Below are 26,517 nucleotides of genomic sequence, written 5' to 3' on the forward strand. Positions count from 1 at the left end.
TTTATATTTTTATAAAAATATTAGTTATCTAAAATATTTATTTGTTTTTGTGAAGTTATTTAGTAAAATTAATGAAAACATTTTTTTAGATGATGTATATTATAAAAAATAAAATTACTTAAATAACAGTGTATTTTAAAAAAAACTTTGCATGTATATCTTAAAAAATTTATAAAAATTTTCGCGTAAATGCTATTATTTAAATTATTGCATTAAAATTTTAAATTTTATACGCAAATTTTAAAAAAGAGAAAATTATGATCATAGAAATAAATCAAGCTTGCGATTTAGTAATTTTTGGTGCTAAAGGAGACTTAACAACAAGAAAACTATTACCTGCTTTATATAAATTAGAAAAATCTAAAAAAATACATGAATGTACACGTATTATTGGTGCTGGTCGTGCTGATTGGAGTACACAAGATTATATAAAAATAGCAAAAACAGCAATAAAAAAATTTTTAAATGAAGAAATGGACGATTTTATTTGGAAAAAATTCAGTTCTCGAATATATTTTTGTAATATCGATGTCCAGAAACTAGTACATTTTTTTAGATTAAAAGAAATATTAAATCAAAAAAAAAATATTATTATTTATTATTGCGCTGTTCCTCCTAATACATTAGATTCTATCTTTATAGGTTTAGGAAATGCAAATTTAAATTCTATTTCATCACGTATAGTTTTAGAGAAACCATTAGGAACTTGTTTGCAAACATCTAAAAAAATTAATAATCAAATTTCTAAATATTTTTTAGAATCTCAAATTTTTCGTATTGATCATTATCTTGGAAAAGAATCAATATTGAATCTCCTTGCTTTACGATTTGCTAATGCATTTTTTTTTCATAATTGGAATAATAAAACAATTGATCATATTCAAATTACTGTATCTGAAGAAGTAGGAATTGAAGGTAGATGGAATTACTTTGATATGATGGGACAAATGAGGGATATGGTACAAAACCATCTTTTACAAATATTAACAATTCTTGCAATGGATCAACCAAGCAATATGACCTCTGAAAGTATTCGATATGAAAAAGTAAAAATACTACGTGCTTTAAAACCTATTAACGTTAACAATATAAATAAAAAAACTGTTCGAGGTCAATATTCTTCTGGATTTATTAAAGGAGAGCAAGTACCTTCTTATATAAAAGAAAAAAATGCAAAAAAAAACAGTTGCACCGAAACTTTTGTGGCTATAAAAGTTGATCTCAATAACAAAAAATGGTCTGGAGTTCCATTTTATTTAAGAACAGGCAAACGTTTAGCGCATAAATACTCTGAAATCGTAGTTTTTTTTAAAAAAATGCCAATAAACTTATTTAAAAGTTCAAATTTAGAATTATTACAAAATAAATTAATTATACGTTTAGAACCACAACCAAATATTACGTTTGATTTTGTAAATAAAATACCAGGATTAGAAAAAGAATACAATTTAGAAAATTCTCAATTACAATCTGTTGATTTCGATGAAAAATATTCTAAGAATTTAATCGATGCTTATGAAAGATTATTATTTGAATGCATGAGAGGTGTGCAATCTTTATTTGTATGTCGTGATGAAGTGGAAGAAGCATGGAAATGGATAGATCCCATTATAGATGGATGGCAACAGACTGAAAATAATATTCCTCAATTATATATGTCTGGAACTTGGGGACCTAAAGATTCAGATCTATTGCTTTTTCATGACAGTCGTTATTGGTATGAATTCAACTAAAAAAATATTAAAAAATTCATCTATCTTGACTTAATTAAGATAAATATGATAGCTTAAAAATTAATTTTTTAATATTTTAATAAATAAAAAAATAAAATATTTATATATTTTGATATTAGAAAATATTGAATTTTAAATTTATGTAAAATATCTATTTTGCTAATCTTAGGAAGATAATATCTTATGACACGTATTATTCTTTTCTTATTAACTAATTTAGCAGTTATGTTAATATTCAGTCTGATTCTTTTCCTGACAGGTATTCAATCTAATAATATTTATGGTTTATTAATCATGTCAGGTCTATTTGGTTTTAGTGGCTCTATTTTATCATTAATTCTATCAAAATGGATTGCCTTACGCTCGATTAATGGTGAAATCATAACTCATCCTCGAAATGATATAGAAAATTGGCTTATAAATACTGTTCGTGCACAATCTATTCAAAGGGGTATTATTATGCCTCAAATAGCAGTATATCATGCAACAGATATTAATGCATTTGCAACAGGCGCCCGTCGAAATTCTGCTTTAATCGCTGTTTCTACGGGATTATTAGAAAACATGACTCGTAGTGAAGCAGAAGCAGTAATTGCTCATGAAATTAGTCATATTGCCAATGGCGATATGATCACTATGACATTAGTTCAAGGTGTCGTTAATACTTTTGTAATTTTTATATCTCGTATTCTTTCACAAATCATTAGTAATATAATGACAAGCAATCGCCATGAAAATAACACAGAAGAAAAAAATCCTTTTGTATATTTTTTGATTTCTACATTTTTAGAATTAATTTTTGGTATTTTAGCTAGCATTATTACAATGTGGTTCTCTAGGCATCGTGAATTTTATGCTGATGCAAGTTCTGCAAAAATGGTAGGTCGTGAAAAAATGATTTCTGCTTTGAATCGTTTAAAAACAAGTCATGAACCTCAAGAATCTGATAGTATGATCGCACTTTGTATAAATGGAAGAACTAACTCTTTTTTAAATTTATTTGCGTCTCATCCTTCTTTAGATAAAAGAATAGAGGCTTTACATAATAAAGAATATATGTAGTAAAATCTAACTTCACTTAATAGAAATATATTTTTATATTTCTATTAAGAAAAAATGAATTCCAAATAGAAAAATTATTTTTTTAAATAAATTTACACTTGCATTTTTATATAAAAATGATATAATGCAAAAATATTATGCTTTTTATTAATGAAATTTTTTAGGTAAAAATAAGTTACAATCCTGTTATGCATAGAATATTAAATTTAAAAAAGTTTAGAGTAAAGACGTTGATACAGCTTCTCTTGCCAAATCTTAAATTCATGCCTCATACAGTAATGTTTCTGTTTTCTCCGTAAATTAGCAATAAGACTGATAAATATTCTTAAGGAAGTTACAAAATGGCTAAGATTAAAGGTCAAGTTAAGTGGTTCAACGAATCTAAAGGTTTTGGTTTTATCACACCATCAGACGGAAGCAAAGATGTTTTTGTTCATTTTTCTTCAATTCAAGGAAATGGATTTAAAACATTAACTGAAGGACAAAATGTTGAATTTGAAATTCAAGATGGACAAAAAGGTCCAGCTGCAGTCAATGTTTTTTCCGTATAAAAATAGATAAATCAATAAAAAATTTTTAAAAGCCCTCTGCTAAAAAATCAGAGGACTTCGTTTTTTAAATCCTCAAAAAATAATATGATTTTTTCTAAAAAAATATATTTTTATATCATTTTAAACAAACAATAACTTCACAAATTAATTCTTCAAAATATATTCATTCACATAACCTATTTTTATCAAAAATATTTTTAATCTTCTAGATATAATAAATCGATACATCCTATTTTTTATGGAGTTTTTCTGATGGAGTTTTTTTTAGACCCGTCAACTTGGGCCGGCTTATTAACACTAGTTATACTAGAAGTAGTATTAGGAATTGATAATTTGATTTTTGTGGCAATTTTATCAGAAAAACTACCTCCTCATCAAAGAGATAAAGCACGTTTAATCGGTTTAGGATTAGCATTAATAATGCGTTTAGCATTACTATCATTAATATCTTGGATTGTAACGCTTAATTCTCCTATTGTTCATAATAGATTTTTTTCTTTATCAATACGTGATATTATTCTCCTATTTGGTGGTTTTTTTTTATTATTTAAAACTACAATGGAGCTTCACGAAAGATTAGAAAATAATCATCATGAAAATTCAGAAAATAAAAATTATGCAGGTTTTTGGGCTGTAGTAATTCAAATAGTAGTATTAGATGCAGTTTTTTCTTTGGATGCAATAATAACGGCTGTAGGTATGGTTAATCAGTTGTTAATTATGATGATAGCAGTTATATTAGCAACGTTGTTAATGTCATTAGCATCAAAAGCATTAACTAACTTTATCAATCTTCATCAAACAGTAGTAGTGCTATGTCTTAGCTTTCTATTAATGATTGGTTTTAGTTTAGTTACAGAAGCATTAAGATTTTGTATTCCAAAAGGATATTTGTATGCTGCAATAGGATTTTCAATTTTAATCGAAATTTTTAATCAAATAGCACGCCATAATTTTATGAAAAATCAATCTAGAAGGCCGATGAAACAAAGAGCAGCTGAAGCTATCCTAAGATTAATGGTGGGAGAACAAAATAAAAAAAAACAAACAAAAAAAATAACAAAAAATAACAATCAAACTACTTCTATTCAATCTTCAAAAGAAATAGAAACATTTAAAGATGAAGAAAGATATATGATTAATGGAGTTCTTACATTGTCTGGACGATCTATTAGAAGCATTATGACTCCACGAAGTAATATTTCTTGGGTAAATACAGAAAAAAATAATGATGAAATTCGAATGCAATTATTAGATACACCGCATAGTTTATTTCCGGTATGTAAAGGAGAACTAGATGAAATAATAGGTATTGTGCGAGCTAAAGAATTGTTAGTAGCTATCGAAAAAAAAATAGATGTATCTACCTTTTCTAGAAAAATTTTACCTATTATTATACCAGATACTCTCGATCCTATCAACCTTCTTGGTGTGCTTCGTCGTGCTCAAGGTAGTTTTGTGATCGTTAGCAATGAATTTGGAGTAGTGCAGGGATTAATTACTCCCTTAGACGTTTTAGAAGCGATAGCAGGAGAATTTCCAGATGCTGATGAAACGCCTGATATTATAAAAGAAAATAACAGTTGGTTAGTAAAAGGCGAAACTGATTTACATTCATTACAGCAATTACTTAATACTGAAGAATTAATTAAAGAAAACAATTATGCTTCTTTAGGAGGTTTATTAATTGCTCAAAAGGGTCAATTACCTCTTCCAGGAGAAATAATTTATATTTATCCTTTTCATTTTCATATAATTAAAGCTACAGAATATCGTATTGATCTAGTGAGAATTACGAAAAATCAAAATGACAATCAAGAGATATCTAAATAATTTTATAATCATTGAAAGCAATATACAGTGTTTTTTAAAAATTAAATTAATTCTTTGAGAAAAATATGTCTAATATAATTTTAGCACTTGATAGCTCGATTGATTGTTGCTCAGTTGCTGTATATAAAAACGAATGCGTTTATTCTATATCAGAGAAATGTAAAAAAAAACATACTATACAAATATTGCCTATGATTCAAGAAATATTATTTCAAACAAAAACAAAATTTAAAGAACTAAATTATGTTGCTTTTGCTAAGGGACCTGGAAATTTCACAAGTATACGCATTGCAGCAAGTATTGCACAAAGTTTATCTATCAGTTTAAAAATTCCTATAATCAGTATTTCTACTTTAGCTATTATGGCCGAAAAAGCATGGCGAAAATATAAAGAAAAAAAAATAATAGTTATGATTAATGCAAAAAAAACAGAAGTATACTGGGCTAAATACACAAGAAATAAGGAATCTATTTGGATAGGAGAAAATACTGAATTTTTATTAAAAAAAGAGTCAATTAAAAATAAAATTAATGATTTAAAAACAAAATGGACTCTTGTGAGCAATGAATATCAAATAATTGAATTTAAACATTTTTTACATGTCAATAAGATTCAATGTTTTCTGCCTAATGCAAAAGATATAATTCCCTTTTCTTTATGGAAAATAAAAAACAAAAATTTATCATCTGAAGATAATAGTATTAATTATTTATATAACCAATTCTAAAAAAGATTATGGTTTATATAACATAAAAAACAATCAATGCTGAAATATTCAATATACTTCAGTATTGATTGAACTAAATTAGTACTAAATGATAAAAAAATAAAATATTCATTTTAATTTTTTTATTTTAAAAAATACGTTTTATTTAATAATTTAATCAGGCAAAATAATATTTAATTCTAATATAGAAATATCTTCACTTTTTTGTTCTAATTGAACAGTTACCATATTTGGTTCTATATTTACATATTTACAAATTACAGATAGTATTTCACGTTTTAATTGTGGAAAATAATCTGGTTCATTATTATATCTTCTTTGTTCTGCTACAATTATTTGTAATCTCTCTTTTGCAACATTAGCAGTATTTTTCTTCCGGGATAAAAAAAAATCCAATAAAGCCATATCTATCTCCCGAATAAACGTTGTAAAAAACTTTTTTTTTCTTCTTCAATAAAGCGAAACTTATGTTCTTCGCCTAGTAGTCGATTTACAGTATCGCTGTAAGCGTATCCTGCATTTGAATTGACATCTAATATTATAGATTCCCCCTGATTCGATGCACGAAGAACTGATGCATCTTCTGGGATAACACCTATTATAGGTATTTGAAGAATATCTAAAACATCTGTCATACTTAACATTTCTCCTCTGTTAACACGTTTAGGATTATAACGTGTTAATAAAAGATATTCTTTTATAGGAGTTTTATTTTGTTCGGATCTTTTTGATTTAGATGCGATTATTCCTAATATTCGATCAGAGTCTCGTACTGAAGATACTTCAGGATTAGTAGTAATAATAGCTTCATCTGCAAAATATATGGCTAAAATAGCACCTGTTTCAATTCCTGCTGGTGAATCGCAAATAATAAAATCAAATTCCATTTTTATTAGTTCTGTTAAAACCTTTTCCACTCCAATACAAGTTAAAGCATCTTTATCTCGAGTTTGTGATGCAGGAAGGATAAATAAATTACTTGTTTTTTTATCTTTAATTATAGCCTGATTAAGTGTTGCATCACCCTGAATAACATTAATGAAATCATACACTACTCTACGTTCACATCCCATAATTAAATCTAAATTTCTTAATCCTATATCAAAATCTATAACAATTGTTTTTTTACCTTTCCGTGCTAAACCCGTTGCAATAGCTGCACTGGAAGTAGTTTTACCTACACCTCCTTTCCCTGAAGTTACTACAATAATCCGTGTCATATAAGAATTTCCTTAAAAAAGCATACTTAACTGAGAGAATTGATAGTTAAAAATTTATTTTTTAAGTAAATTTGAGCTGATTTTCCAATAAATTCTGATGGTATCTGGTCTGATAACCAATATTCCCCAGATATAGAAACTAATTCGGCAAATAATCCTGTGCAAAATATTTTTCTTGATGTATCTCCATTAGCACCTGCAAGAACTCTACCCCGAACTATACCATAAATATGAATGTTTCCATCTGCTACTAGTTCAGCTCCAGCACTAACATTATTAATAACTATTAAATCAGCATGTTTAGCATAAATTTTTTGACCTGAACGTACAGGTATATCTATAATATGAGTTTTTTCAACTTGATTAATTGTTTCTTTTTTGTTTTTTTCAGAATTAATATAAAAATTAGAAAAAAAATGAGATTTATTCTTTTTTCGTTCAGATAAAACAGGTAATCCTGAATCAATAATATTTTTTTTTAATGTACTGTCTTGACAACCACTTACGCCTATAACAGAAAAACCATGAGAAATGATAATTGCTTGTATTTTTTTCCAATCTGCTGTATTGCATAATCCTGATACATTCACAATAATAGGTGCATTCTTAAAAAATTTTGGACATTCTTGAGTTTTTTTATATAATGATTGATTAATTAAATCTATATTTTGATTGTTTAAATACAATACTAATAATGTAAAATTGCGGCCTTTAATTTCGATAGATTTTTTTTGCATATTTATTGCTCAATAATATTAACTTATATGCATATAAAATTTATTTATTAATATAATTTTTATTTTTTATATTTTATGATAATTAATAAAATTTCATGCAATAAAATTATAATATAAATAACACATGATAACAATTTCTATTTTTATGTTAAAAATAAAAATATATATAAAAAAAATCTTATTAAATGAATATAAAAAGCTTTAATAAATATAGTTGTAAAATATATATTTATTAAATTTTATAAGGAAGTGTATTATTTTGTTATTATCTAAAAATAGTCAACTCATACTACGTCATAGTAAAATATTTCAAATGAAAAAAGTTTTTTTTTCGGGAAATATACAAGATAAATTTCCTTTATATCTCTCTACTATTGGCACTAAAATAAACTGTCAAAAATATAGTAATTATATTTATTTGAAAAAAAAAATATTAAAAATATTAGTATTTATAATAATTTTTTAGTTTCTCGAAAAATAATCAAAAACTACGATACAATAATATATTATTGGCCTAAAGATAAATCTGAAGCACAATTTCAATTAATGAATATTATTTCATGTTTTCCAATTAATACTGAAATATTTATTGTAGGAAATAATGATAGTGGAATAAGAAGTGCTCCATTAATCTTAAAAAAATGGATTGAATTAAATAAAGTAGATAATGCAAAACATTCTATTCTATTCTCAGGTTTTATTCAAAAAAAGACAATTTTTATATTAGAAGATTTTTTTAAAACACATATATGGAAAAAATTAATTATAAAGTCATTACCAGGAGTTTTTGGTCATAAAAAAGTAGATTTAGGTAGTAAATTGCTTGCCTCTACTTTTTCAGGGGAGATAACTGGAAAGGTTTTAGATATTGGTTGTGGTACAGGGTTTTTGTCGGCATATTTATTATATCTTTCAAGCAATGTAACTTTAACTTTAGTTGACAATGACATATCTGCTTTAAAATGTAGTCAAGCTACACTTGATATTAATAAATTTCAGGCGGAAGTAATATCTAGCAATTTATACTCAAATATTTTTAAAAAATTTGATTTGATTATTTCTAATCCACCATTTCATAACGATTTAAAGATAGATTTAAATATAATAGAAGAAATAATATCTAGCTCTAGAAAATATCTAAATTTCAAAGGAGAATTAAGGTTTGTAACAAATAGTTGTTTTAAATACAATGTTCTATTGAAAAAATTTTTTAAAAAATATAATGTACTAAAAAAAGAGAGTGGATACAAAGTATATCAAGCTTTTTTGAATTAAGTAATAATTTGACATTTTGGTACCCGGAGCGGGACTTGAACCCGCAAAGCTATAAAGCCGAGGGATTTTAAGTCCCTTGTGTCTACCAATTTCACCATCCGGGCATAAACAATTTTAGAGGCGTATCCCGGAATCGAACCGGGTTATACGGATTTGCAATCCGCTACATAGCCAATCTGTCAACACGCCTATAATGTTATTATAGGAAAAAAAAATGAAAATTACAAATAAAAAATGAATTATTTTCAAACAATTAATTTGTATTAAATAAAACAAAATTATCTTTGCAATAAATAGTATAATGATTTATTATAAGACTAATAATTTATTTAAATTATTTTGTATATTTACGGAGAGGTGGCCGAGCGGTTTAAGGCAGCGGTCTTGAAAACCGCCGACGAGCAATCGTCCGAGAGTTCGAATCTCTCTCTCTCCGAAAATTAATGCATTAACAAATATTAGACTTCTACTCATAATTGAAAATTTTTATAAATTAAACTGTAAAAAATTTGATCTATACTAAATAAAATTATTCAATATTAGATAATACTTCAATTTCTACACGACGATCCGGAGCTAAACAACTAACTAGTAAAGGCTTATTTACTATATCTTTACATACTTGATTAGTTAATGGATATAAATTCCCCATTCCTTTAACAGTTATTTTATCTCTAGAAAAACCACGAGACGTTAAATAGTTTTTAATACTATAAGCACGATCTTCAGATAGTTTTTGATTATATTGATCATTACCTATTTTATCAGAATGTCCTAAAAGAATAATAGAAATATTTTTCAATTTCATATCCTTAATATCATCTTCTAACTTGTTAAGTTTATCATAAGAAATAGGTTTTAATTCTGTACTATTAAAAGGAAAATTTATATTTTCATTTAATACACTATATTGCGTATTTGATAATTCAGGATCATAAGATGAAAAAATATCACTTATGTAGGATTTTCCAAACTTCCATCCAATAGATAAAGCAATATCTCCTATAGTAGGTTTAAAAGATAAATCTACTAAATTTTTAACGCTATTTTTCCAAGTATAATCTAATCTAGTAATAATTTGTTCATTAAAAATATACTCTGCTCCTAAAGAAAGACTAGGAAATAATGAACTTTCTTTGCTCAATAAATTTCTTAAAGTGTTTTTAGAAGCTAGATCGTCCCACGAAATTATTCCACCTAATCTAGTATAAAAATGAAAATCATTTGTTATGGGATATGATAATTTAGTCGCTAGCTGAACACTATTAGATTGCATATGTTCTTTTTTATTTTGGAACATAAAATGAGGAAAAAAACCATTTGTATCATTTTCTATTTCAAAACCAAAATATGGATTAAATTCATATCCTAAAAATAAACCAATAATTGGAGCACTAAAATTATTTGTTATAGAATCATTCTTGTTAATTTGATAATTATTAAAATCATATTTTAAAGGATTAAAATGAGACCATCCCATTTTTGTACCTAGATACCATCCATTTTTTTCTTCAGCTTGAACAGATGTCACTAAGCTTACTAATAAAAAGGCGATAGCAAGAGCTCGTTTTTTCATTTGAAACTCCAATGTTTTTAGATGAATTATAAGAAATATGAAATTTGTATAATATTATATAATAAACATTATATAATAAATATGATATTAATCATATATCAATGATTACATATCATTGATATATGATTCATATAATATTACTATATTTTAAGATTTTTAGAAAAATTTAACAGGCGTATTCCTAAAATATTTAACATAAACAAATATGTAATACCAGAAATCAGCAAAACAAAAAATAAACGAATAATTTTATTAAAGAACGAACCTATATTCCAAATTGGCATTATATGTAATATACAAAGTAAAATTACTATCATTGCTGATGTTGATAGAATTATAGAAATAATGAAAATTAATTCACTATTTTTGAAACATATAATTTTTCTCTGATATAATCTCGAATAAAGTAATAAAAAATTTATCCAACCCGAAATACTAAGAGATAAAGCAAGACCTGCATGTTTAAAATAGAAAATTAAAAATGGATTCATTAATTGAGTTAAAAAAAGTGTTAATAATGAAATCTTCATAGGTATCTTGATTTCTTCAAAAGCATAGAAAGCAGAAGATAAAATTTTCACTAAAATAAAAGAAACTAAACCAAGAGAATATAATTTTAATGCCTTTTCTGTCATTAAAACATCAAAATCTGTGAATTTACCATATTGAAAAAGAACTATAATTATTGGTTTTGAAAGAAAAAAAAGTATTGCTGCACTTGGCAAAGATACAATCAAACTAGTACGAAAACCCCAATTAAGTAATTTTTTACACTCTAATTTTATGCCATTTTTATAATTTTTAGCAAGAGGTGTAAATAAAATAGTACTTAGTGAAACACCTAATATGCCTACTGGAAATTCTATTAATCGATCAGCATAATATATCCAAGATATTGATCCGGAATTAAGCAATGAACTAAAAATAGTATTGATTATTAAAGAAATTTGATTTGCAGAAGTCCCTAAAATAGCAGGTCCCATTTTTTTTGAAACTCTTAAAAGACCAACATTATTCCAATTAAAATTCGGTATAACTAACATATTTATTTTGTATACAAATGGCAATTGATAAAATAATTGAATAAAACCACCTATAATAACTGCCCATGCTAAAGAAATAATAGAAGGGTTAAAAAAGGAACTAAAAAAAACAGAAAAAATAATAATACTAATATTCAAAAATATTGGAGAAAATGCTGGTATAAAAAAATAGTTCCAACTATTTAAAATAGATGAAAATAATGAAGATAAAGAAATCAATAAAATATAAGGAAACATTATTGTTAATAAATTTGTAGATAATATTAGTTTTTCAGGTAAATTTGAAAAACCTGGTGCACTTATTACAATTATAAATTTAGAAAACAGTATTCCTAAAATGGTCAATAAAAATAAAAAAAAGATCATAAAACCAAATATGGCTGAAATAAAATCTTTTATATTTTTCTTATTCTTTTTGGTTTTATAATCTACTAATATAGGTATAAAAACTTGAGAAAATACACCATCTGCAAAAATACGACGTAATAAATTAGGAATTTTAAAAGATACAAAAAAAGCATCAGTAAACATAGAAGCACCAAAAATACTAGCAATTAAAACATCTCGAATAAACCCTAATACACGAGATATAAAAGTCATTAAACTTACTGATATTAAAGATTTTAAAAGATTCATTCCAAACTTAACCTATAACTATAAAAAGAAATTTTTTACTCTTTTTAGTTAGACGAAGATTAAAAATTAGGCTTAATGTTTTAAACAACTAAAATAAAAATTTCAATATATAAATTTTTAAAAAAAATCAATTCAATTAATTATTAATAACAATTTTTTTATATTACATCATATTAATTGTAAAAAGTTACATTAATCTTTAAAATTAGATAAATAATCATAATTATACAGAAAATATAAAAATAAGAATAAAATGTCTAAATTTATAAAAAAAATAATAATAAAAAAACCTGATGATTGGCATGTGCATTTAAGAGACAATGAAGTTTTACGTAAAGTTGTTAAATATACCGGTAAATTTTATAAAAGAGCTGTCATTATGCCAAATCTTGATAATCCCATTACGAATTGTTCAAAAGGTATTGCTTATCGTAGTAGAATTTTAAAATCAATGCATTTGAATTATCAATTTCAACCGTTAATGACTTGTTATTTAACTAATCTTACAATTCCTAAAGAATTAGAAATCGGTTTTTCTAATAAAATATTTATAGCAGCTAAATTTTATCCTAATTATTCTACAACTAATTCAAAAACAGGAATAAAAAAAATTAGTGATCTTACTTCTGTTCTAGAGTGTATGGAAAAAATAGGCATGCCATTACTGATTCATGGTGAAGAGATGCATAAAAATATTGACATCTATGATAGAGAGGCAAAGTTTATCGAAAAAACACTAGATCCTTTACGAAAAAAATTCCCAAAATTAAAAATAGTTTTAGAACATATTACAACTAAAGAATCTGTGGAATATATAAAAAAAAGTGATTTTAATTATCTATCTGCAACTATTACACCGCATCATTTGATGTTAAATCGAAATGATATGTTTTGTGGTGGAATGAAACCATATCTTTATTGTTTACCAGTTTTAAAAAAAAATACGCATCAAATGGCGCTAAGAAAAGCTATCTCTAAAGGAGACAAACATTTTTTTTTAGGAAGTGATACGGCGCCACATCTTCATAAAAATAAAATTAACTTGCTTAGTTGTGCTGGCATATTTAATGCTCCATCTTCTTTATTATCTTATGTTAAAGTTTTTGAGGAAATGAATGCTTTAAAACATTTACAATCTTTTTGTTCTGAAAATGGACCTAAATTTTATAATATGCCTATTAACCAAGAAACTATAACAATAGTGAAAAAGCCATTTAAAATTATAGAAAAAATAAATATTGGAAAAGATATAATTATTCCGTTTTTATCAGGTGAAACTTTAAATTGGTCTCTAGAAAATAAATATTGATTTATTTTTTAATTAAATACTAGATTCCCGTTTAAATTATAAGTAATGTATTTTTTATCAGATGAAAATAATTCTAAAAAATATTGATTTAAATAAAATTTTTTATTTATAAGAATTTTATTCTGAAGATTTAATTTTCTTAATAAAAAACATTTTTTTATAATTTCATTCCAGGAGTTTTTTAATTCCTTGTTATTTTTATAAGGTGCAAATATACAATATTTTTTATCAAGAGATGCTCTATGTTGATTTAGAATAATAAATTTCTTAAATAATATTTTTTTATTTTCGATCAATTCTAATATATCTAAATTAAGAGTCTTGGAATTTAATAAATAATAATACTCTTGCATTAACATGGATTCTAAAGAAAATAAAACGTCTTCTATTTTTTTAATTGTATCTATTAGCATTTTCATTTTTATGCAAAAAAAAATATATTTAACATATTTACATAAACGTGAGATTTCATCAACAAAAAAAGTATTTTTTTTAGATCAAAAAATAATTATTTTATAGAGAAACTATGATTTCACCTTTTTCATTAATAATACCGTTAATAATTTTACCATTTTTTGTTTTAACACGTATATTTTCATTTTTAGAACCATTACTTAATGATTTAGCTTTAGATACAACACTAAAATTGTTACCATTAATGATAACAGTAACTTGTTGATTAACTTTAACCAGCCAAAATGGACGTGTCATAAAAGATGTTATTGGTTGTAATGGAGAAAAATCACATAAATTTATTCTATTTATGACATCTTTTTTCTTGCGATAAGTATTATTAGGTAATATATCTAAGCGTCCTGTTAAAATTTTTAAATCTGATTCTTGTATTTTAGTGCCTCGGGGAATTTTTCTATTTGCTGCAATATATTCTCCCTTAGCCTGAATTTCTACTGTTAGATAGTAATGTTTTTTATTACAAATTAAAAGCACATCCATCAAACCTAGAGTATGAAAATTACTTACAAGAGAAAAAATGGGTTTTTTACAAGATATATTTTTTTTTAATGGAGTACGTAATATGATGCTAATATCATCTTTATTGAATGGATACTCCTTTTTAAAAAAATCATTCAATTGCTTAGTAACATTAAAAAAATTAAATTTTTGTACAGCAAAACTAACAGAACTAACTGTAAAAGATATAAATAATAAAAAAAAATAAATCATTACCTTCATTATTATCATTTTTTCCTTGATTTATGTTAATTGATTGATTTATAAATATAGTTTTTAAGAACATTTTCTTGATAGAGAATATATAATAAAGATATTATATAAATATATTTTATATTACATGTTTTATTTTTAATTTTTACTTTTTTTTTAAAAAAATAGATATTCCAAAGAAAATAAAATACTATTTCAGTATTTTCTTTAAAATAATTTTATACATGTATAATTAAAGGATATCAATATGTTTGATAAAATAAATCAAATGTTTAATTTTAGTCAACAAGTATTAAATCTTTATGCTAAAAGACAAGAAATCTTATCCACTAATATTGCTAATGCTGATACACCTGGATATAAATCAGTAGATATTGATTTTAAAGATGAAATGAGTAAAATACTAAATAAAAAAAAAGAAAAACACGCAAGTATTTTTTTAAAAAAAACATCTCCTCGTCATTTAAATGCAAAATATGAAGATTCATTTTTTTTGAGAACTATACCTGTAATTACCAATCAAATAAAACAAGATGGCAATACAGTAAATATGGACAGAGAAAGAATTGAATTCATAAATAACAGTTTAAAATATCAATCAAGTTTAGCATTTATGAAAAATGAAATAAAAAACATGATGTATGTTCTAAAAGGATGATATAAATTATGTCTTTACTAAATATATTAAATATTGCAGGTTCAGCAATGAATGCTCAGTCACAAAAAATGAATTTAATTGCTAGTAACTTAGCTAATATGGATAGTACAATATATAAAAATGGAAAATTTTATCCATATATTGCAAAACAAGTAATTTTTAAATTAGATGATTCAAACAATTCAAAAATAGGTGGAGTGAAAATATCTGATATAATAGATGATCCGAGTCCTATGAAATTGATATACGATCCAAACAATCCTATGGCTGATAAAAAAGGTTATATCTTAACATCAAATGTCAACCCTATTACAGAAATGGTAAACAATATCTCAGCAGCAAGAAGTTATCAAGCAAATATAGAAGTATTAAAGACAGCTAAGACTATGATAATAAAAACATTAACAATTGGTGAATAAAGGAAAAAAAATGAGTACTATTAATATAAGTAATATTAATTCACCTGACGTTAATTCAAATATAGATAATGAATTAATTAAAATAAATAGCAATAGTTTGCAAAATAACACTAATCCTTTGGATTTGCAAAAAAACTTTCTAAGTTTATTAGTTGCACAAATTAAAAATCAAGATCCTACTGATCCTATTAAAAACTCTGACTTAACTTCACAGTTAGCTCAAATTAACACTGCAAATGGAATTGAGAGATTAAATAACACCGCAATTCAATTTTCAAATCAAATTAATAGAAACCAAAGTATTCAATTTTCTTCATTAATTGGACATCATGTAATAGTTCCTAATAAGGAAATAATACATACTAAAGATACTCCAACAAAATTCGGGATAGAATTAGTTAAAAATGCTACTTCAGTTGAAATAAAAATTTTAGATGAAAATAATAAAACTTTGTATCTAAAAAAAATAAAAGATGCAAAAGCTGGTATACAAACTTTTTTATGGGATGGTAAAGATTTAAATAAAAAAAGTGTAATGACAGGGAAATATAAAATTTTAGTTACAGCTAAAAACAAAGATCAAGATATTCCTGTTAACAGTTTAAGTGAAGCAGTAGTAAACAGTATTATCATTTCTTCTAATGGTCCTGTTATTGATTTAGGAGCAGCAGGGAAAACAATACCTTCAAAAATTAGTGAAATTCTTAAATAAAAAAAAATATCTTATTCAACACAAATAAAAGGAATAAAATTATGTCAACTATGGGAGCTGTAAGCGGCTTACTAATTAATAGTGATTATATAGATATCATATCTAATAATATTGCTAATGCATCTACTATAGGGTATAAATCCAGCAAACCTATTTTTTTTGATATGTTCTCGCATTCATTTTATTCTAATACGACAAATGGATATGGTGTTGAGATTTTAAACGTTATACAAAATTTTAACAATGGAATGTTAGTGCAAACTGGTAGAGATTTAGATTTAGGAATTGTAAAAGATGGTTTTTTTCGTGTTATAGATGCTGAAGGTAATGTACATTATACAAGAGATGGTCAATTCTTTCTTGATAAAAATCAGAACATTGTTAATACACAGGGATTATACCTAACCGGAAAAAATAAATCTTATTCTCAAAACAATTTTAATAACGGATCTAGTACAGAAGCTATTAATTTAAAAAACGCTTATATATTAAACAAAAAACCTACTTCTATAATAACATTAAAAGCTATTTTAAATCGTAATACTAATACCATTAAAAATATAGATAGTTCTAGTAATGATTTTTCTAATTCAGAAGATTATGCTACTCATATTGGTATATACAATAAAGATGGTGAAAAAGATCAAATTACAATTTCTTTTAAAAAACAAAATAAAAATACATGGAAAGTTTATGTAAAATCAGATCATTCTAATAATCATATAAAAGATATAAATGATAGTTTTGATTTAAAATTTAACTCTGATGGTGAATTAATTTCTAATAAAAGTTTTCATATTCAATCTAAAAATCTAGAAAAATATGAAAATATTACTCTTGATTTCAATGGTACTATAGAAAAATCAGATATTGATAGCTCTTTTGAAGAATATTCTCAAGATGGATATCCTCAAGGTTTTCTACAAACATTTAATGTTAGTTCAAATGGCGAAATTATTGCTAAATATTCGAATCAAAAGCAACAAACAATAGGTCAAATATTATTATCAAAATTCATTAATCCTGAAAAATTACAACCTGAAAGTGGCAATCTATGGTCGGCTACTTCTGAGTCAGGTTCAGAAATAATAACATCAGGTGATCAAGATAGTGAAATATTAAATGCAAAAACTTTAGAAGCATCAAATGTAGATTTGAATAAAGAACTAATAAACATGATAATAGCACAACGTAATTACCAATCAAATGCTCAGTCTTTTAAAACAGAAGATAAAATTATTAATACGTTAATAAATTTAAAATAATCTATTAAATAGGATTGAAGAATGTAATGGATAATTCTATATATAAATCTATGATTGCTGCTAATCAATTATTAGAAAAACAAACTATGATTTCTAATAATTTAGCAAATATTTCAACCACTGGTTTTAAAGAAAAATTTATTTTGATAATACAAAACCAAAATATAAAAAATACATGTAATACTGATAATAAAATCACCAAGGAATATCACAATCCTTCTTCAGGAATATTGAATTATACAGGAAGAAATTTAGATTTATTTGTTAAAGATAATGGCTGGTTGACAGTAAAAGATTTGAATGGTCAAGAAGCATATACAAAAAATGGTCATTTAACAATAAATGCAAACAGAAAGCTTACCATTCAAGAAAATGAAGTAGTAGGAAACGATTGTAATATCAAAATACCAAATAATGTAAATTTAAAAATTTCATCTAATGGACTTATTAATTCAGTAGAAAAAAAGAATCATCATATTATTGAAACTAAAATAGGAGCATTAAAATTAGCATATATTCCCCAACAATATCTTGTACAAAAAGAAAATGGATTATTTTATCTTAAAAAGAATAATCGATTCCATGAATATAGTAATACGATGAAACATAGTAATAAAATACGTGTACAATCAGGTATATTAGAAGAAAGTAATGTAAACGCTTCTAAAAATATGATAGAAATGATATCAAATGCTAGACAGTTCGAAATGCAAATGAAAATGATATCTATATACGATCAAAATGCCGAACGTGCAAACCAGATAATGAATATTAACAATTAACACAAAATAGGATAAAACATATGATTCCTTCTTTATGGATTTCTAAAACTGGTCTTGATGCTCAACAAATTAATATGAATATCATTTCTAATAATTTAGCAAACGTCAGTACAAATGGATTTAAACGATCCAGAGCAGTTTTTGAAGATTTAATGTATCAAACCATACGAGAAGCAGGAACAAATTCGTCACTTGACACAACTTTGCCATCAGGATTACAGTTAGGAACTGGAGTTCGACCAGTATCAACTGAAAGAATTCATAGTCAAGGAAATCTTTCAAAAACTGATTCTTCAAAAGATGTAGCTATTAATGGAATGGGATTTTTTCAAGTACAATTACCAGATGGAAATGTAGCCTATACTAGAGATGGCTCTTTTCAATTTGATCAAAATGGTCAATTAGTTACAAATAGTGGTTTTCCTATTGTACCCGAAATAACTATGCCTTCTAATTGCACAAATATTAACATAGCAAGAGACGGTGTTATTAGTGCTACTATTCAGGGACAAGCTCAACCTGTTTTACTTGGACAATTAAATTTAATTAATTTTTTTAATAGTGCTGGATTAGAAAGTTTAGGTGAAAATTTATATCAAGAAACTCAAGCATCAGGATCTCCAATTGATACTATTCCAGGTTTAAATGGTACAGGAGTATTATGTCAAGGATATGTCGAAACCTCAAATGTTAACGTAGCTGAAGAGCTAGTCAATATGATTCAAACTCAAAGAGCATATGAAATAAATAGTAAATCTATTAGCACGTCAGATCAAATGTTACAAAAATTATCGCAATTATAATAGTTGACTTTTATATTTATTTTATATTAGAGAAAACTTTATATATTAAACATCTATTATCAAAGGTAACTTTTTCGTGATAAAGTTATTCATTTATAAAACAAAATACTATTTAACTGCTATTTTTTTATTGATAATTCAGAGTTGTGCTGGTGTTGAATATAAACCTTTAGTAGAAGGAGTTACAACTGCTGTAGCACCTAATGTATGGCCTAGAGTAATAAATGGTTCTTTGTTTCAAGAAAAAATACCATTGAATTATGGATATCAACCATTATTTGAAGACCATCGTCCACATAATGTCGGAGATACAGTAACTGTTTTATTACAAGAAAATATAAGTGCGAGTAACAGTTCTACTTCAGATATGAGTAGGGATGGAACTACTAACATGGGATTAAAAATAACACCTGGACAATTCAATTCTATATTAGGTTTTAATTTAAAAGATAATATAACTGGTTTGGATAGTTTTGGAAAAAACAATCTTTCTGGAAGAGGTAGTAATTCAGCTAAAAATAAATTTACTGGTCTTATTACTGTTACTGTTCGAAAAGTACTTCCCAATGGAAATTTAAGAGTTATTGGAGAAAAACAAGTTGCTATTAATGAAGGAAAAGAGTTTATTCGTTTTTCAGGAGTAATCAATCCTAATAATATTAACAAAAATAATTTCATCATATCTACTTACATTGCTGATGCACGTATTGAATATTTAAGTCATGGGCATATTCATGACGTTCAAAAAATGGGTTGGTTGCAAAAGCTTTTGTTAAGAATATCTCCTATATAGATAGACATATTATACAAAATGAAATGATTTAAAAACTCTCGAAAAATTATATTTCTTCTAAATTTGATTAAACCTCATAAAGAACGTTATTTATTCTTTATGAGAAAAAATTAACTATATTAAAAAACAACTAAAAAAATTCTTATAATTATATATCTACAAATCACATGTTTATATATATTATGACGTTTTTTAAAAAGTACATTAATAAAGGTTTTTTATGTCTAAAAAAACATTATTTTTAATGAAATTCCTTGTTTTTATTTTTCTAAGTTTTTCATCGCCTTTACATGCTGAAAAAATACGTGATCTTACTAGTATTCAAGGAATTAGAGATAATCCACTTATTGGTTATGGTTTAATAGTTGGTTTAGATGGAACTGGTGATCAATCAACACAGACTCCATTTACTAATCAATCATTAAATAATATGTTGTCACAATTAGGTGTTAGCATTCCCTCAAATGCTAATATGCATCTAAAAAATGTAGCAGCCGTAATAGTTACTGCAAATTTACCTCCATTTAGTCATACAGGTGAAAAAATAGATGTAATAGTTTCATCTATGGGAAATGCTAAAAGTCTTAAAGGAGGTACACTTTTAATGACTCCTTTAAAAGGCACTGATAATCAAATTTATGCTATTGCTCAAGGCAATATATTAGTATCCGAAAACCATCATTCAAAAAATAGAATTCTTGCTAATCAAGTTAATTCGGGAAAAATTAATGATGGTGCAATAATTGAACGTGAAATTAATAATAATTTTGGAAAACAAAAAACAATTAACTTACAGTTAAATCAAGAAAATTTTAGTACAGCACAGCGTATTAGTGACATGATCAATATAAAATATCCAGACACTGCTACACCTATTGATTCTAAAACGGTACAATTAAATACTTCAGCTAATAATGATGTACAAGTCCATATGCTTTCTAATATTCAAGATATTGATATCTCATTACCTTCACAAGAAGCTAAAGTTGTAGTTAATTCTCGTACAGGTTCTATTGTTATTAACCAATCAGTAAAATTAGGATCGTGTGTGGTTTCAAATGGAAACTTATCTATAATAGTAAATCAAATTATAAATAAAAAAAGAGATGAGTATTTTTCAAAATCATTTCAAAAAACTCAAAAAAAAGAGTATTCTACAAAAGATATATTTAATAAAAATTATCTAAATGATCTGTCTAATAATAGAAAAAATTTACATAATATAATTAGAGCTTTAAATATATTAGGTGCTAAACCAAATGAATTGATGTCTATTTTGCAATTAATGAAAAGTGCTGGTTGTCTTAGCGCAAAATTGGAAATTATTTAATGAATGATAATTTATTACTATTGAATATCTCAAATTATAATGTGAAATTTGTTAATGAACTGAAGTATCAAGTTCGAAGTAATCCAAAAAAATATGCATTACAAACAGCTCAAGCGGTAGAAGGTGCATTTATTCAAATATTATTAAAAAGTATGAGAAGTTCTTTATCAAAAGATAATTTATTAGATAATAATCAAAGTCGTCTCTACACTGATATTTATGATCAAAAATTATCTGAAGAAGTAAGTAAAAAGGGAATAGGACTAACTGATATTATTTTAAAACAAATTCAAATATAAAAAAATTATATTATAAAAGGAATATCAAAATATAATTTAAATATATTATTTTATATAGAAAATATATTTTAAAATAAAAAAAATAAGGACAAAAAATGAGTTCTATATTAAATACTGCCATTGCTGGTATGAATGCAATGAAAATCATGATTGATAACACTGTTGACAAAATTAATAATCCTACTAAAAAAAATTCAGGAAAACGTATTTTTTTAGAAAATGACGTACAAAATTCAAACAAAAAAACTACAGTAAAAGTAAAAGAAATATACGATAATTATAATGATTTTATTATAGAAGAAAAAAGAAAAACTGATGTGCAAGTTCAAGATGAACAAACTAAAATTGAACAATTATTAAAACTAGAAGATTTATTATGTGAAAAATCAAATATTTTTAATATACTAATTAATGATTTATATAAACAAATAGAAAAAGATATCGTTATAGATAAAAAAAATGTAATCAATGTAAACATAAAAAATAAATTAACTAATATAGTTGTTGCAATAAAAGATTTTGATCAAAAATTAAAATTTCTAGAAAAAGATATTAAAGAATCCGTTATAAATAACATAAAAAAAGCAAATACCTTAATTGATGAAATTCATGATGTTACTATGAAAATTCGGTATTTTCCTATGTTAACAATTCCTAATAGAATGAATAATCTTATTGAACAAAGAGATGATTTAGTAGATGAATTAAACAATTTAATTGGAATAAAAGTTGTTAAAGATCATGACGATTATAAACTTTATTTGAATAATGGTATACCTGTTATAGATAATAGTCAAAAACAAAATTTGCTTCCACTAACATCTAAATCAGATGATAGATATATTAGTGTAGGATATATTGATGATGATGATCAAACAGTAAAAAAAATAGAAGATATGATTCCAAGCGCTACTTTAGGTGCTCTTCTTAAATTTCGCAGAGAAGAATTGACAAATACAAGAAATAAAATTGGACAATTGACTATTAATTTTGCTGATAGTATCAACTCTTATCATGCAGTAGGATACGATATGTTTGGACATGTTGGTAGACAAATTTTTAATGTCAGTAATCCAGAAGTAATAGCTAGCTCAAGTAACAATTCATCTCCTACAATATCTGCACAATGGATATCTGCTAGCAATGCTAAAGATACTAATTATATTGTGTATTTCAAAAATAACAATTGGACAGTAACAAGACTATCAGATCATACTATAGTTCAACCAAATATACGTACAGAAAACAATAACTTATTTATTACTGTTGATGGGATTGAATTTTTAATACAAGGCAAGAGTGCTGATGGTGATATTTATATGATCAAACCATATTCTAAAACGTTAGAAGAATTAGAATTATTAGTTGATCAAAATGAACCCTTTGCATTTTCATCAATAGATGATGTAAATTATCCTAATAGAAATAATGCTATGATAATAAATAAATTTAATGGAGACTTGCTTGTTGATCATAAAGAAACACTTGATGAAGCCTACCAAAAATTTTCTAAATCTATAGCTTATAAATGTAATGCATTAGAAGAAGAACTACCTTTTAAAAAAAATATGGTTAACATACTTGAAAATAAAAGAATTTCTATGTCTGAAGATCTCGAAAAAAACTATCAAGAGTTGAACTATGAACAAGAATGTTATCTTGCAAATGTTAAAGTTTTACAAACTGCAGAAAGTATTTTAAATGATATAATCGAACGTTATAGTTAGTTTTAAAAAATACTTATAAAAACTTACTTTTAAAGTAAGTTTTTATTTTTTATCTTAATAAAATAATCTTAATAGATTAATTTATTATCAAAAAATGTTTTTTTATATAATGAAATATTTTATTTAGGTTTTGAGACAGGCGAATTAGAAAAACTTGTCGCAGAATGTGCTCCTGCAGAAATTTTTCTTCTAATATTTAATTTCATTATTAATAAATTAACATCAAATCTTTTTTCTGTTTTATTTGAATATGAGTTGTCAGAAATTTTTGTTATAGGTGCACTTGATTGAGTTTGTTTGTTTTTTTGAGTATATGTTTTTTTATAAAGAAAATTTTTTTTATCTAAAATTAATAAATCTTTTTTCTTATTTTTTTTGAAAAATTCAGGTTTTATACTTTCTTGATTTTGAATTTTATTTTTTATATTTTTTTTAAATGAACACATTTCAGTTTTTATTTTTTTGATTTCCACACAATTATTGTTCTTAATGATTTTATTTTTTTCAAAAACAGAGGATGCATATAATTTTTTCTTTCTGATAATATTTTTTTGTTTTTTTACTTCATCTAATACAAGAGTAGGATGCTTCACCCAAACTTTACCTAATGCTAATTCTAATGAAAATACTGAAGAAAGTATTAATATTGGATACTTATCAGGATAAGAACTTACATGATTATTATGCATAATTCTATTTTTAAAAATTTTAGAATGATTAAAAAATTTATAAAAAACAGGGTTATTATCAATAATATCAACATTTTTATATCTGTTTGTTAAAACATTTTTTAAAGAAGAATTATTGTTAATATATTTTTGAAATAAATTATTTTTTTTTATTTCATTTTTTTTATAAAAATTATTAGATTTTCCGAAAGGAACATTATAATCTTTCTTATCTAATTTTAGATCTTTTTTTTGTAAAGATACTTTTTTAATATTTTTTTCAAACAATTTAGATAAAATTACTGTTTTTCTTTTGTTTAAAAAATTATGTTTTTTTTTTAATAAAATATTATTTTTATTTTGAAAAGTATTTTTTTTAAGAATCTCACTTGTAATTAGAATATTTTTAATTAAAAAAGAATTTTTAAACCAATCTATCATTTTAAATATAAAGTTACTATTATGTGATAAAATTTTCAAAAAAACATTATCACAATTATTACTTTTTAAAACATTTTTTTGTGTTTTTTTTACTTTATTATAATGATCATTAGACAAACCAAAACTACTAAAATCCAATTTTTCTTTCTGTTTTTTTTTCAAAATATTTTCTTTCAAGAAATTTGCAATTTTACTTTTATGAATATTAGAAAGACCATAACTTGTAGAATTTATACTTTCACCCTTTCTGATTCTGGAGACAGAATAATGCGGAGTTTTCATTTTTTTACTAGGAACAATAATAGTTTTTCCACCGGCCTGACGTTTTTCAATAGCATGAACTGCATCTCTTTTTTCATTTAATAAATAACAAGCTATTTCTACAGGCACAATAGCACGTACTTCATATGTATTCTCTTTTAAAGCTTCTTCTTCGATTAATCGTAAAATAGATAAAGATAAAGATTCATTATCTCTAATAGTTCCTGTTCCTGTACATCTTGGACAAATATGATGACTGGATTCTCCTAAAGACGAACTCAATCTTTGTCTAGACATTTCTAATAAACCAAATCTAGAAATCTGGCCAATTTGAATACGTGCTCTATCATCACGTGCAATTTCACGTAATCTATTTTCAATAGCTCTTTGATGACTAACAGGAGACATGTCTATAAAATCGATTACTATTAAACCACCTAAATCTCGCAAACGCAATTGACGAGAAATTTCATCTACTGCCTCAAGATTAGTATTGAATGCTGTAGATGCAATATCTGTTCCACTTGTAGAACGAGAAGAATTGATATCAATAGCGGTTAGAGCCTCAGTGCTATCTACCATAATTGAACCACCAGAAGGCAATCTAACTTTTCTTTGAAAAGCAGAGTCAATTTGTGTTTCAATTTGAAAATAACTAAATAATGGAATTTCTCCACTATATAACTTAATTTTATTTGCAAAATCAGGACGACCTAGAAAAGTAATATGTTTACGTGCTAAATCTAATATTTTTGGATTATCAATTAAAATTTCTCCAATGTCTTGACGCAAATAATCTCTAAAAGCACGAACAATAATATTACTTTCTTGATGAATTAAAAATGGTGCAGTTCGACTTTTTGCTATTATTTGAATCGTGTTCCAATGTTGTAACCTAAGAGATAAGTCCCATCTTAATGATTCTATAGATTTTCCAGCACCAGCAGTTCGAATAATTAAACTCATATCTTCAGGTAGTTTTAATGATGCTAGCAACTCTTTTAATACTATTCTATCATTTCCTTCGATTCTTCTTGATATACCACCAGATTTAGGATTGTTTGGCATAAGAACTAAATAACTTCCTGCTAAACTGATAAAAGTTGTTAAAGCTGCACCTTTAGTGCCTCGTTCTTCTTTGCTGATTTGAACAATAATTTCTTGACCTTGTTGCAAAACATCTTTGATATTATGACTTGAAGTATAACTATGGTTTTCTAAAAAATAATTTTTAGAAATTTCCTTTAAAGGCAAAAAACCATTTTTTTCTTCACCGTAATCTACGAAAACAGCTTCTAAACTAGGTTCTATACGAGTAATCTTTCCTTTATATATATTTGATTTTTTTTGTTCTGATCCAGAGTTTTCTATGTCAAGATCATATAAACGTTGACCATCAACAAGAGCTACACGCAACTCTTCCTGCTGAGTTGCATTAATTAACATTCTTTTCATTATAACTTTTTCTCTC

At 25.2% G+C, this 26,517-nt stretch carries 26 protein-coding genes and 3 tRNA genes; 19 read left to right on the forward strand and 10 right to left on the reverse strand.

The window, feature by feature from the left end; genetic code table 11:
• The first annotated feature begins 257 nt into the window (after positions 1–257).
• From zwf to tsaB, 5 genes are all read left to right on the forward strand, one after another.
• Positions 258–1,733 carry a glucose-6-phosphate dehydrogenase gene (zwf, locus tag BAKON_RS01620; protein ID WP_014499472.1) on the forward strand — a complete coding sequence of 492 codons (1,476 nt, stop codon included), beginning with the start codon at positions 258–260 and terminating at the stop codon, positions 1,731–1,733.
• Between the two features lie 183 nt (positions 1,734–1,916).
• Positions 1,917–2,795, forward strand: coding sequence for a protease HtpX (gene htpX / locus BAKON_RS01625; RefSeq protein ID WP_014499473.1), 879 nt, complete (start codon positions 1,917–1,919; stop codon positions 2,793–2,795).
• A gap of 341 nt (positions 2,796–3,136) precedes the next feature.
• Entirely contained in the window at positions 3,137–3,346 is a 210-nt protein-coding gene (gene cspE, locus BAKON_RS01630; protein ID WP_014499474.1) for a transcription antiterminator/RNA stability regulator CspE, read from the forward strand.
• A gap of 252 nt (positions 3,347–3,598) precedes the next feature.
• Positions 3,599–5,179, forward strand: coding sequence for a TerC family protein (locus BAKON_RS01635; protein ID WP_014499475.1), 1,581 nt, complete (start codon positions 3,599–3,601; stop codon positions 5,177–5,179).
• Positions 5,180–5,244: 65 nt separating this feature from the next.
• Complete coding sequence (gene tsaB, locus BAKON_RS01640) at positions 5,245–5,907, forward strand: tRNA (adenosine(37)-N6)-threonylcarbamoyltransferase complex dimerization subunit type 1 TsaB (RefSeq protein WP_014499476.1); 663 nt, start codon at positions 5,245–5,247, stop codon at positions 5,905–5,907.
• A gap of 153 nt (positions 5,908–6,060) precedes the next feature.
• Here the strand turns inward: tsaB and minE are convergent, their stop codons facing one another.
• Genes minE through minC form a run of 3 tightly spaced genes read right to left on the reverse strand, consistent with a single transcriptional unit; the run spans position 6,061 to position 7,864 of the window.
• The gene (minE, locus tag BAKON_RS01645; protein ID WP_014499477.1) at positions 6,061–6,312 is read right to left on the reverse strand and encodes a cell division topological specificity factor MinE; all 252 of its coding nucleotides are present in this window, start codon (positions 6,310–6,312) and stop codon (positions 6,061–6,063) included.
• 2 nt (positions 6,313–6,314) lie between these two features.
• The gene (gene minD, locus BAKON_RS01650; RefSeq protein ID WP_014499478.1) at positions 6,315–7,127 is read right to left on the reverse strand and encodes a septum site-determining protein MinD; all 813 of its coding nucleotides are present in this window, start codon (positions 7,125–7,127) and stop codon (positions 6,315–6,317) included.
• Between the two features lie 26 nt (positions 7,128–7,153).
• Positions 7,154–7,864: a septum site-determining protein MinC gene (gene minC, locus BAKON_RS01655; RefSeq protein ID WP_014499479.1), complete on the reverse strand. Its 711-nt coding sequence runs from the start codon at positions 7,862–7,864 to the stop codon at positions 7,154–7,156.
• Between the two features lie 313 nt (positions 7,865–8,177).
• Between minC and BAKON_RS03310 the strand changes: the two genes are divergently transcribed.
• Both BAKON_RS03310 and BAKON_RS01665 read left to right on the forward strand, forming a co-directional pair.
• Complete coding sequence (locus BAKON_RS03310; protein WP_264357808.1) at positions 8,178–8,330, forward strand: hypothetical protein; 153 nt, start codon at positions 8,178–8,180, stop codon at positions 8,328–8,330.
• 35 nt (positions 8,331–8,365) lie between these two features.
• The gene (locus BAKON_RS01665) at positions 8,366–9,139 is read left to right on the forward strand and encodes a class I SAM-dependent methyltransferase (RefSeq protein ID WP_264357809.1); all 774 of its coding nucleotides are present in this window, start codon (positions 8,366–8,368) and stop codon (positions 9,137–9,139) included.
• 17 nt (positions 9,140–9,156) lie between these two features.
• On the opposite strand, the gene BAKON_RS01670 is transcribed toward BAKON_RS01665, so the two are convergent.
• Positions 9,157–9,243 (reverse strand) — tRNA-Leu (locus BAKON_RS01670).
• A 14-nt stretch (positions 9,244–9,257) separates the two neighbouring features.
• A tRNA-Cys gene (locus tag BAKON_RS03235) sits at positions 9,258–9,328 on the reverse strand.
• Between the two features lie 162 nt (positions 9,329–9,490).
• On the opposite strand from BAKON_RS03235, the gene BAKON_RS01675 reads away from it, so the two are divergent.
• Positions 9,491–9,575 (forward strand) — tRNA-Ser (locus BAKON_RS01675).
• 93 nt (positions 9,576–9,668) lie between these two features.
• Here the strand turns inward: BAKON_RS01675 and BAKON_RS01680 are convergent.
• Entirely contained in the window at positions 9,669–10,715 is a 1,047-nt protein-coding gene (locus tag BAKON_RS01680) for an OmpA family protein (protein WP_014499480.1), read from the reverse strand.
• 140 nt (positions 10,716–10,855) lie between these two features.
• A complete protein-coding gene (murJ, locus tag BAKON_RS01685) occupies positions 10,856–12,394 on the reverse strand; it encodes a murein biosynthesis integral membrane protein MurJ (RefSeq protein ID WP_014499481.1) in 1,539 nt (512 codons plus the stop codon).
• Between the two features lie 253 nt (positions 12,395–12,647).
• On the opposite strand from murJ, the gene pyrC reads away from it, so the two are divergent.
• Entirely contained in the window at positions 12,648–13,703 is a 1,056-nt protein-coding gene (pyrC, locus tag BAKON_RS01690; RefSeq protein WP_014499482.1) for a dihydroorotase, read from the forward strand.
• An 8-nt stretch (positions 13,704–13,711) separates the two neighbouring features.
• On the opposite strand, the gene flgN is transcribed toward pyrC, so the two are convergent.
• Together flgN and flgA are read right to left on the reverse strand one after the other, a co-directional pair.
• On the reverse strand, positions 13,712–14,122 hold the full coding sequence (gene flgN, locus BAKON_RS01695) for a flagellar export chaperone FlgN (RefSeq protein ID WP_014499483.1): 411 nt from the start codon (positions 14,120–14,122) through the stop codon (positions 13,712–13,714).
• A gap of 94 nt (positions 14,123–14,216) precedes the next feature.
• On the reverse strand, positions 14,217–14,897 hold the full coding sequence (flgA, locus tag BAKON_RS01700; RefSeq protein ID WP_014499484.1) for a flagellar basal body P-ring formation chaperone FlgA: 681 nt from the start codon (positions 14,895–14,897) through the stop codon (positions 14,217–14,219).
• Positions 14,898–15,135: 238 nt separating this feature from the next.
• On the opposite strand from flgA, the gene flgB reads away from it, so the two are divergent.
• The 10 genes from flgB (at position 15,136) to BAKON_RS01750 (ending at position 23,676) form a co-directional block, all read left to right on the forward strand.
• Positions 15,136–15,546, forward strand: a complete 411-nt coding sequence (flgB, locus tag BAKON_RS01705) for a flagellar basal body rod protein FlgB (protein WP_014499485.1) — start codon at positions 15,136–15,138, stop codon at positions 15,544–15,546.
• 8 nt (positions 15,547–15,554) lie between these two features.
• Positions 15,555–15,965, forward strand: a complete 411-nt coding sequence (gene flgC, locus BAKON_RS01710) for a flagellar basal body rod protein FlgC (RefSeq protein WP_014499486.1) — start codon at positions 15,555–15,557, stop codon at positions 15,963–15,965.
• A gap of 10 nt (positions 15,966–15,975) precedes the next feature.
• Complete coding sequence (locus tag BAKON_RS01715) at positions 15,976–16,677, forward strand: flagellar hook assembly protein FlgD (RefSeq protein ID WP_014499487.1); 702 nt, start codon at positions 15,976–15,978, stop codon at positions 16,675–16,677.
• 41 nt (positions 16,678–16,718) lie between these two features.
• Entirely contained in the window at positions 16,719–17,942 is a 1,224-nt protein-coding gene (locus BAKON_RS01720) for a flagellar hook protein FlgE (protein ID WP_014499488.1), read from the forward strand.
• Positions 17,943–17,968: 26 nt separating this feature from the next.
• A complete protein-coding gene (gene flgF / locus BAKON_RS01725; protein ID WP_014499489.1) occupies positions 17,969–18,724 on the forward strand; it encodes a flagellar basal-body rod protein FlgF in 756 nt (251 codons plus the stop codon).
• 20 nt (positions 18,725–18,744) lie between these two features.
• Positions 18,745–19,527: a flagellar basal-body rod protein FlgG gene (flgG, locus tag BAKON_RS01730; protein WP_014499490.1), complete on the forward strand. Its 783-nt coding sequence runs from the start codon at positions 18,745–18,747 to the stop codon at positions 19,525–19,527.
• A 76-nt stretch (positions 19,528–19,603) separates the two neighbouring features.
• Positions 19,604–20,320, forward strand: a complete 717-nt coding sequence (locus BAKON_RS01735) for a flagellar basal body L-ring protein FlgH (RefSeq protein WP_014499491.1) — start codon at positions 19,604–19,606, stop codon at positions 20,318–20,320.
• 220 nt (positions 20,321–20,540) lie between these two features.
• Positions 20,541–21,650, forward strand: a complete 1,110-nt coding sequence (locus BAKON_RS01740) for a flagellar basal body P-ring protein FlgI (protein WP_014499492.1) — start codon at positions 20,541–20,543, stop codon at positions 21,648–21,650.
• Positions 21,650–21,949, forward strand: a complete 300-nt coding sequence (locus tag BAKON_RS01745; protein WP_014499493.1) for a rod-binding protein — start codon at positions 21,650–21,652, stop codon at positions 21,947–21,949. The genes BAKON_RS01740 and BAKON_RS01745 overlap by 1 nt, the downstream gene beginning before the upstream one ends.
• Positions 21,950–22,044: 95 nt before the next feature.
• Entirely contained in the window at positions 22,045–23,676 is a 1,632-nt protein-coding gene (locus BAKON_RS01750; RefSeq protein WP_014499494.1) for a flagellar hook-associated protein FlgK, read from the forward strand.
• Between the two features lie 119 nt (positions 23,677–23,795).
• On the opposite strand, the gene rne is transcribed toward BAKON_RS01750, so the two are convergent.
• On the reverse strand, positions 23,796–26,501 hold the full coding sequence (gene rne / locus BAKON_RS01755; protein ID WP_014499495.1) for a ribonuclease E: 2,706 nt from the start codon (positions 26,499–26,501) through the stop codon (positions 23,796–23,798).
• Between the last annotated feature and the right edge of the window lie 16 nt (positions 26,502–26,517).

Origin of the sequence: Buchnera aphidicola str. Ak (Acyrthosiphon kondoi) (genome assembly GCF_000225445.1) — a bacterium.
Classification (GTDB): domain Bacteria; phylum Pseudomonadota; class Gammaproteobacteria; order Enterobacterales; family Enterobacteriaceae; genus Buchnera; species Buchnera aphidicola_A.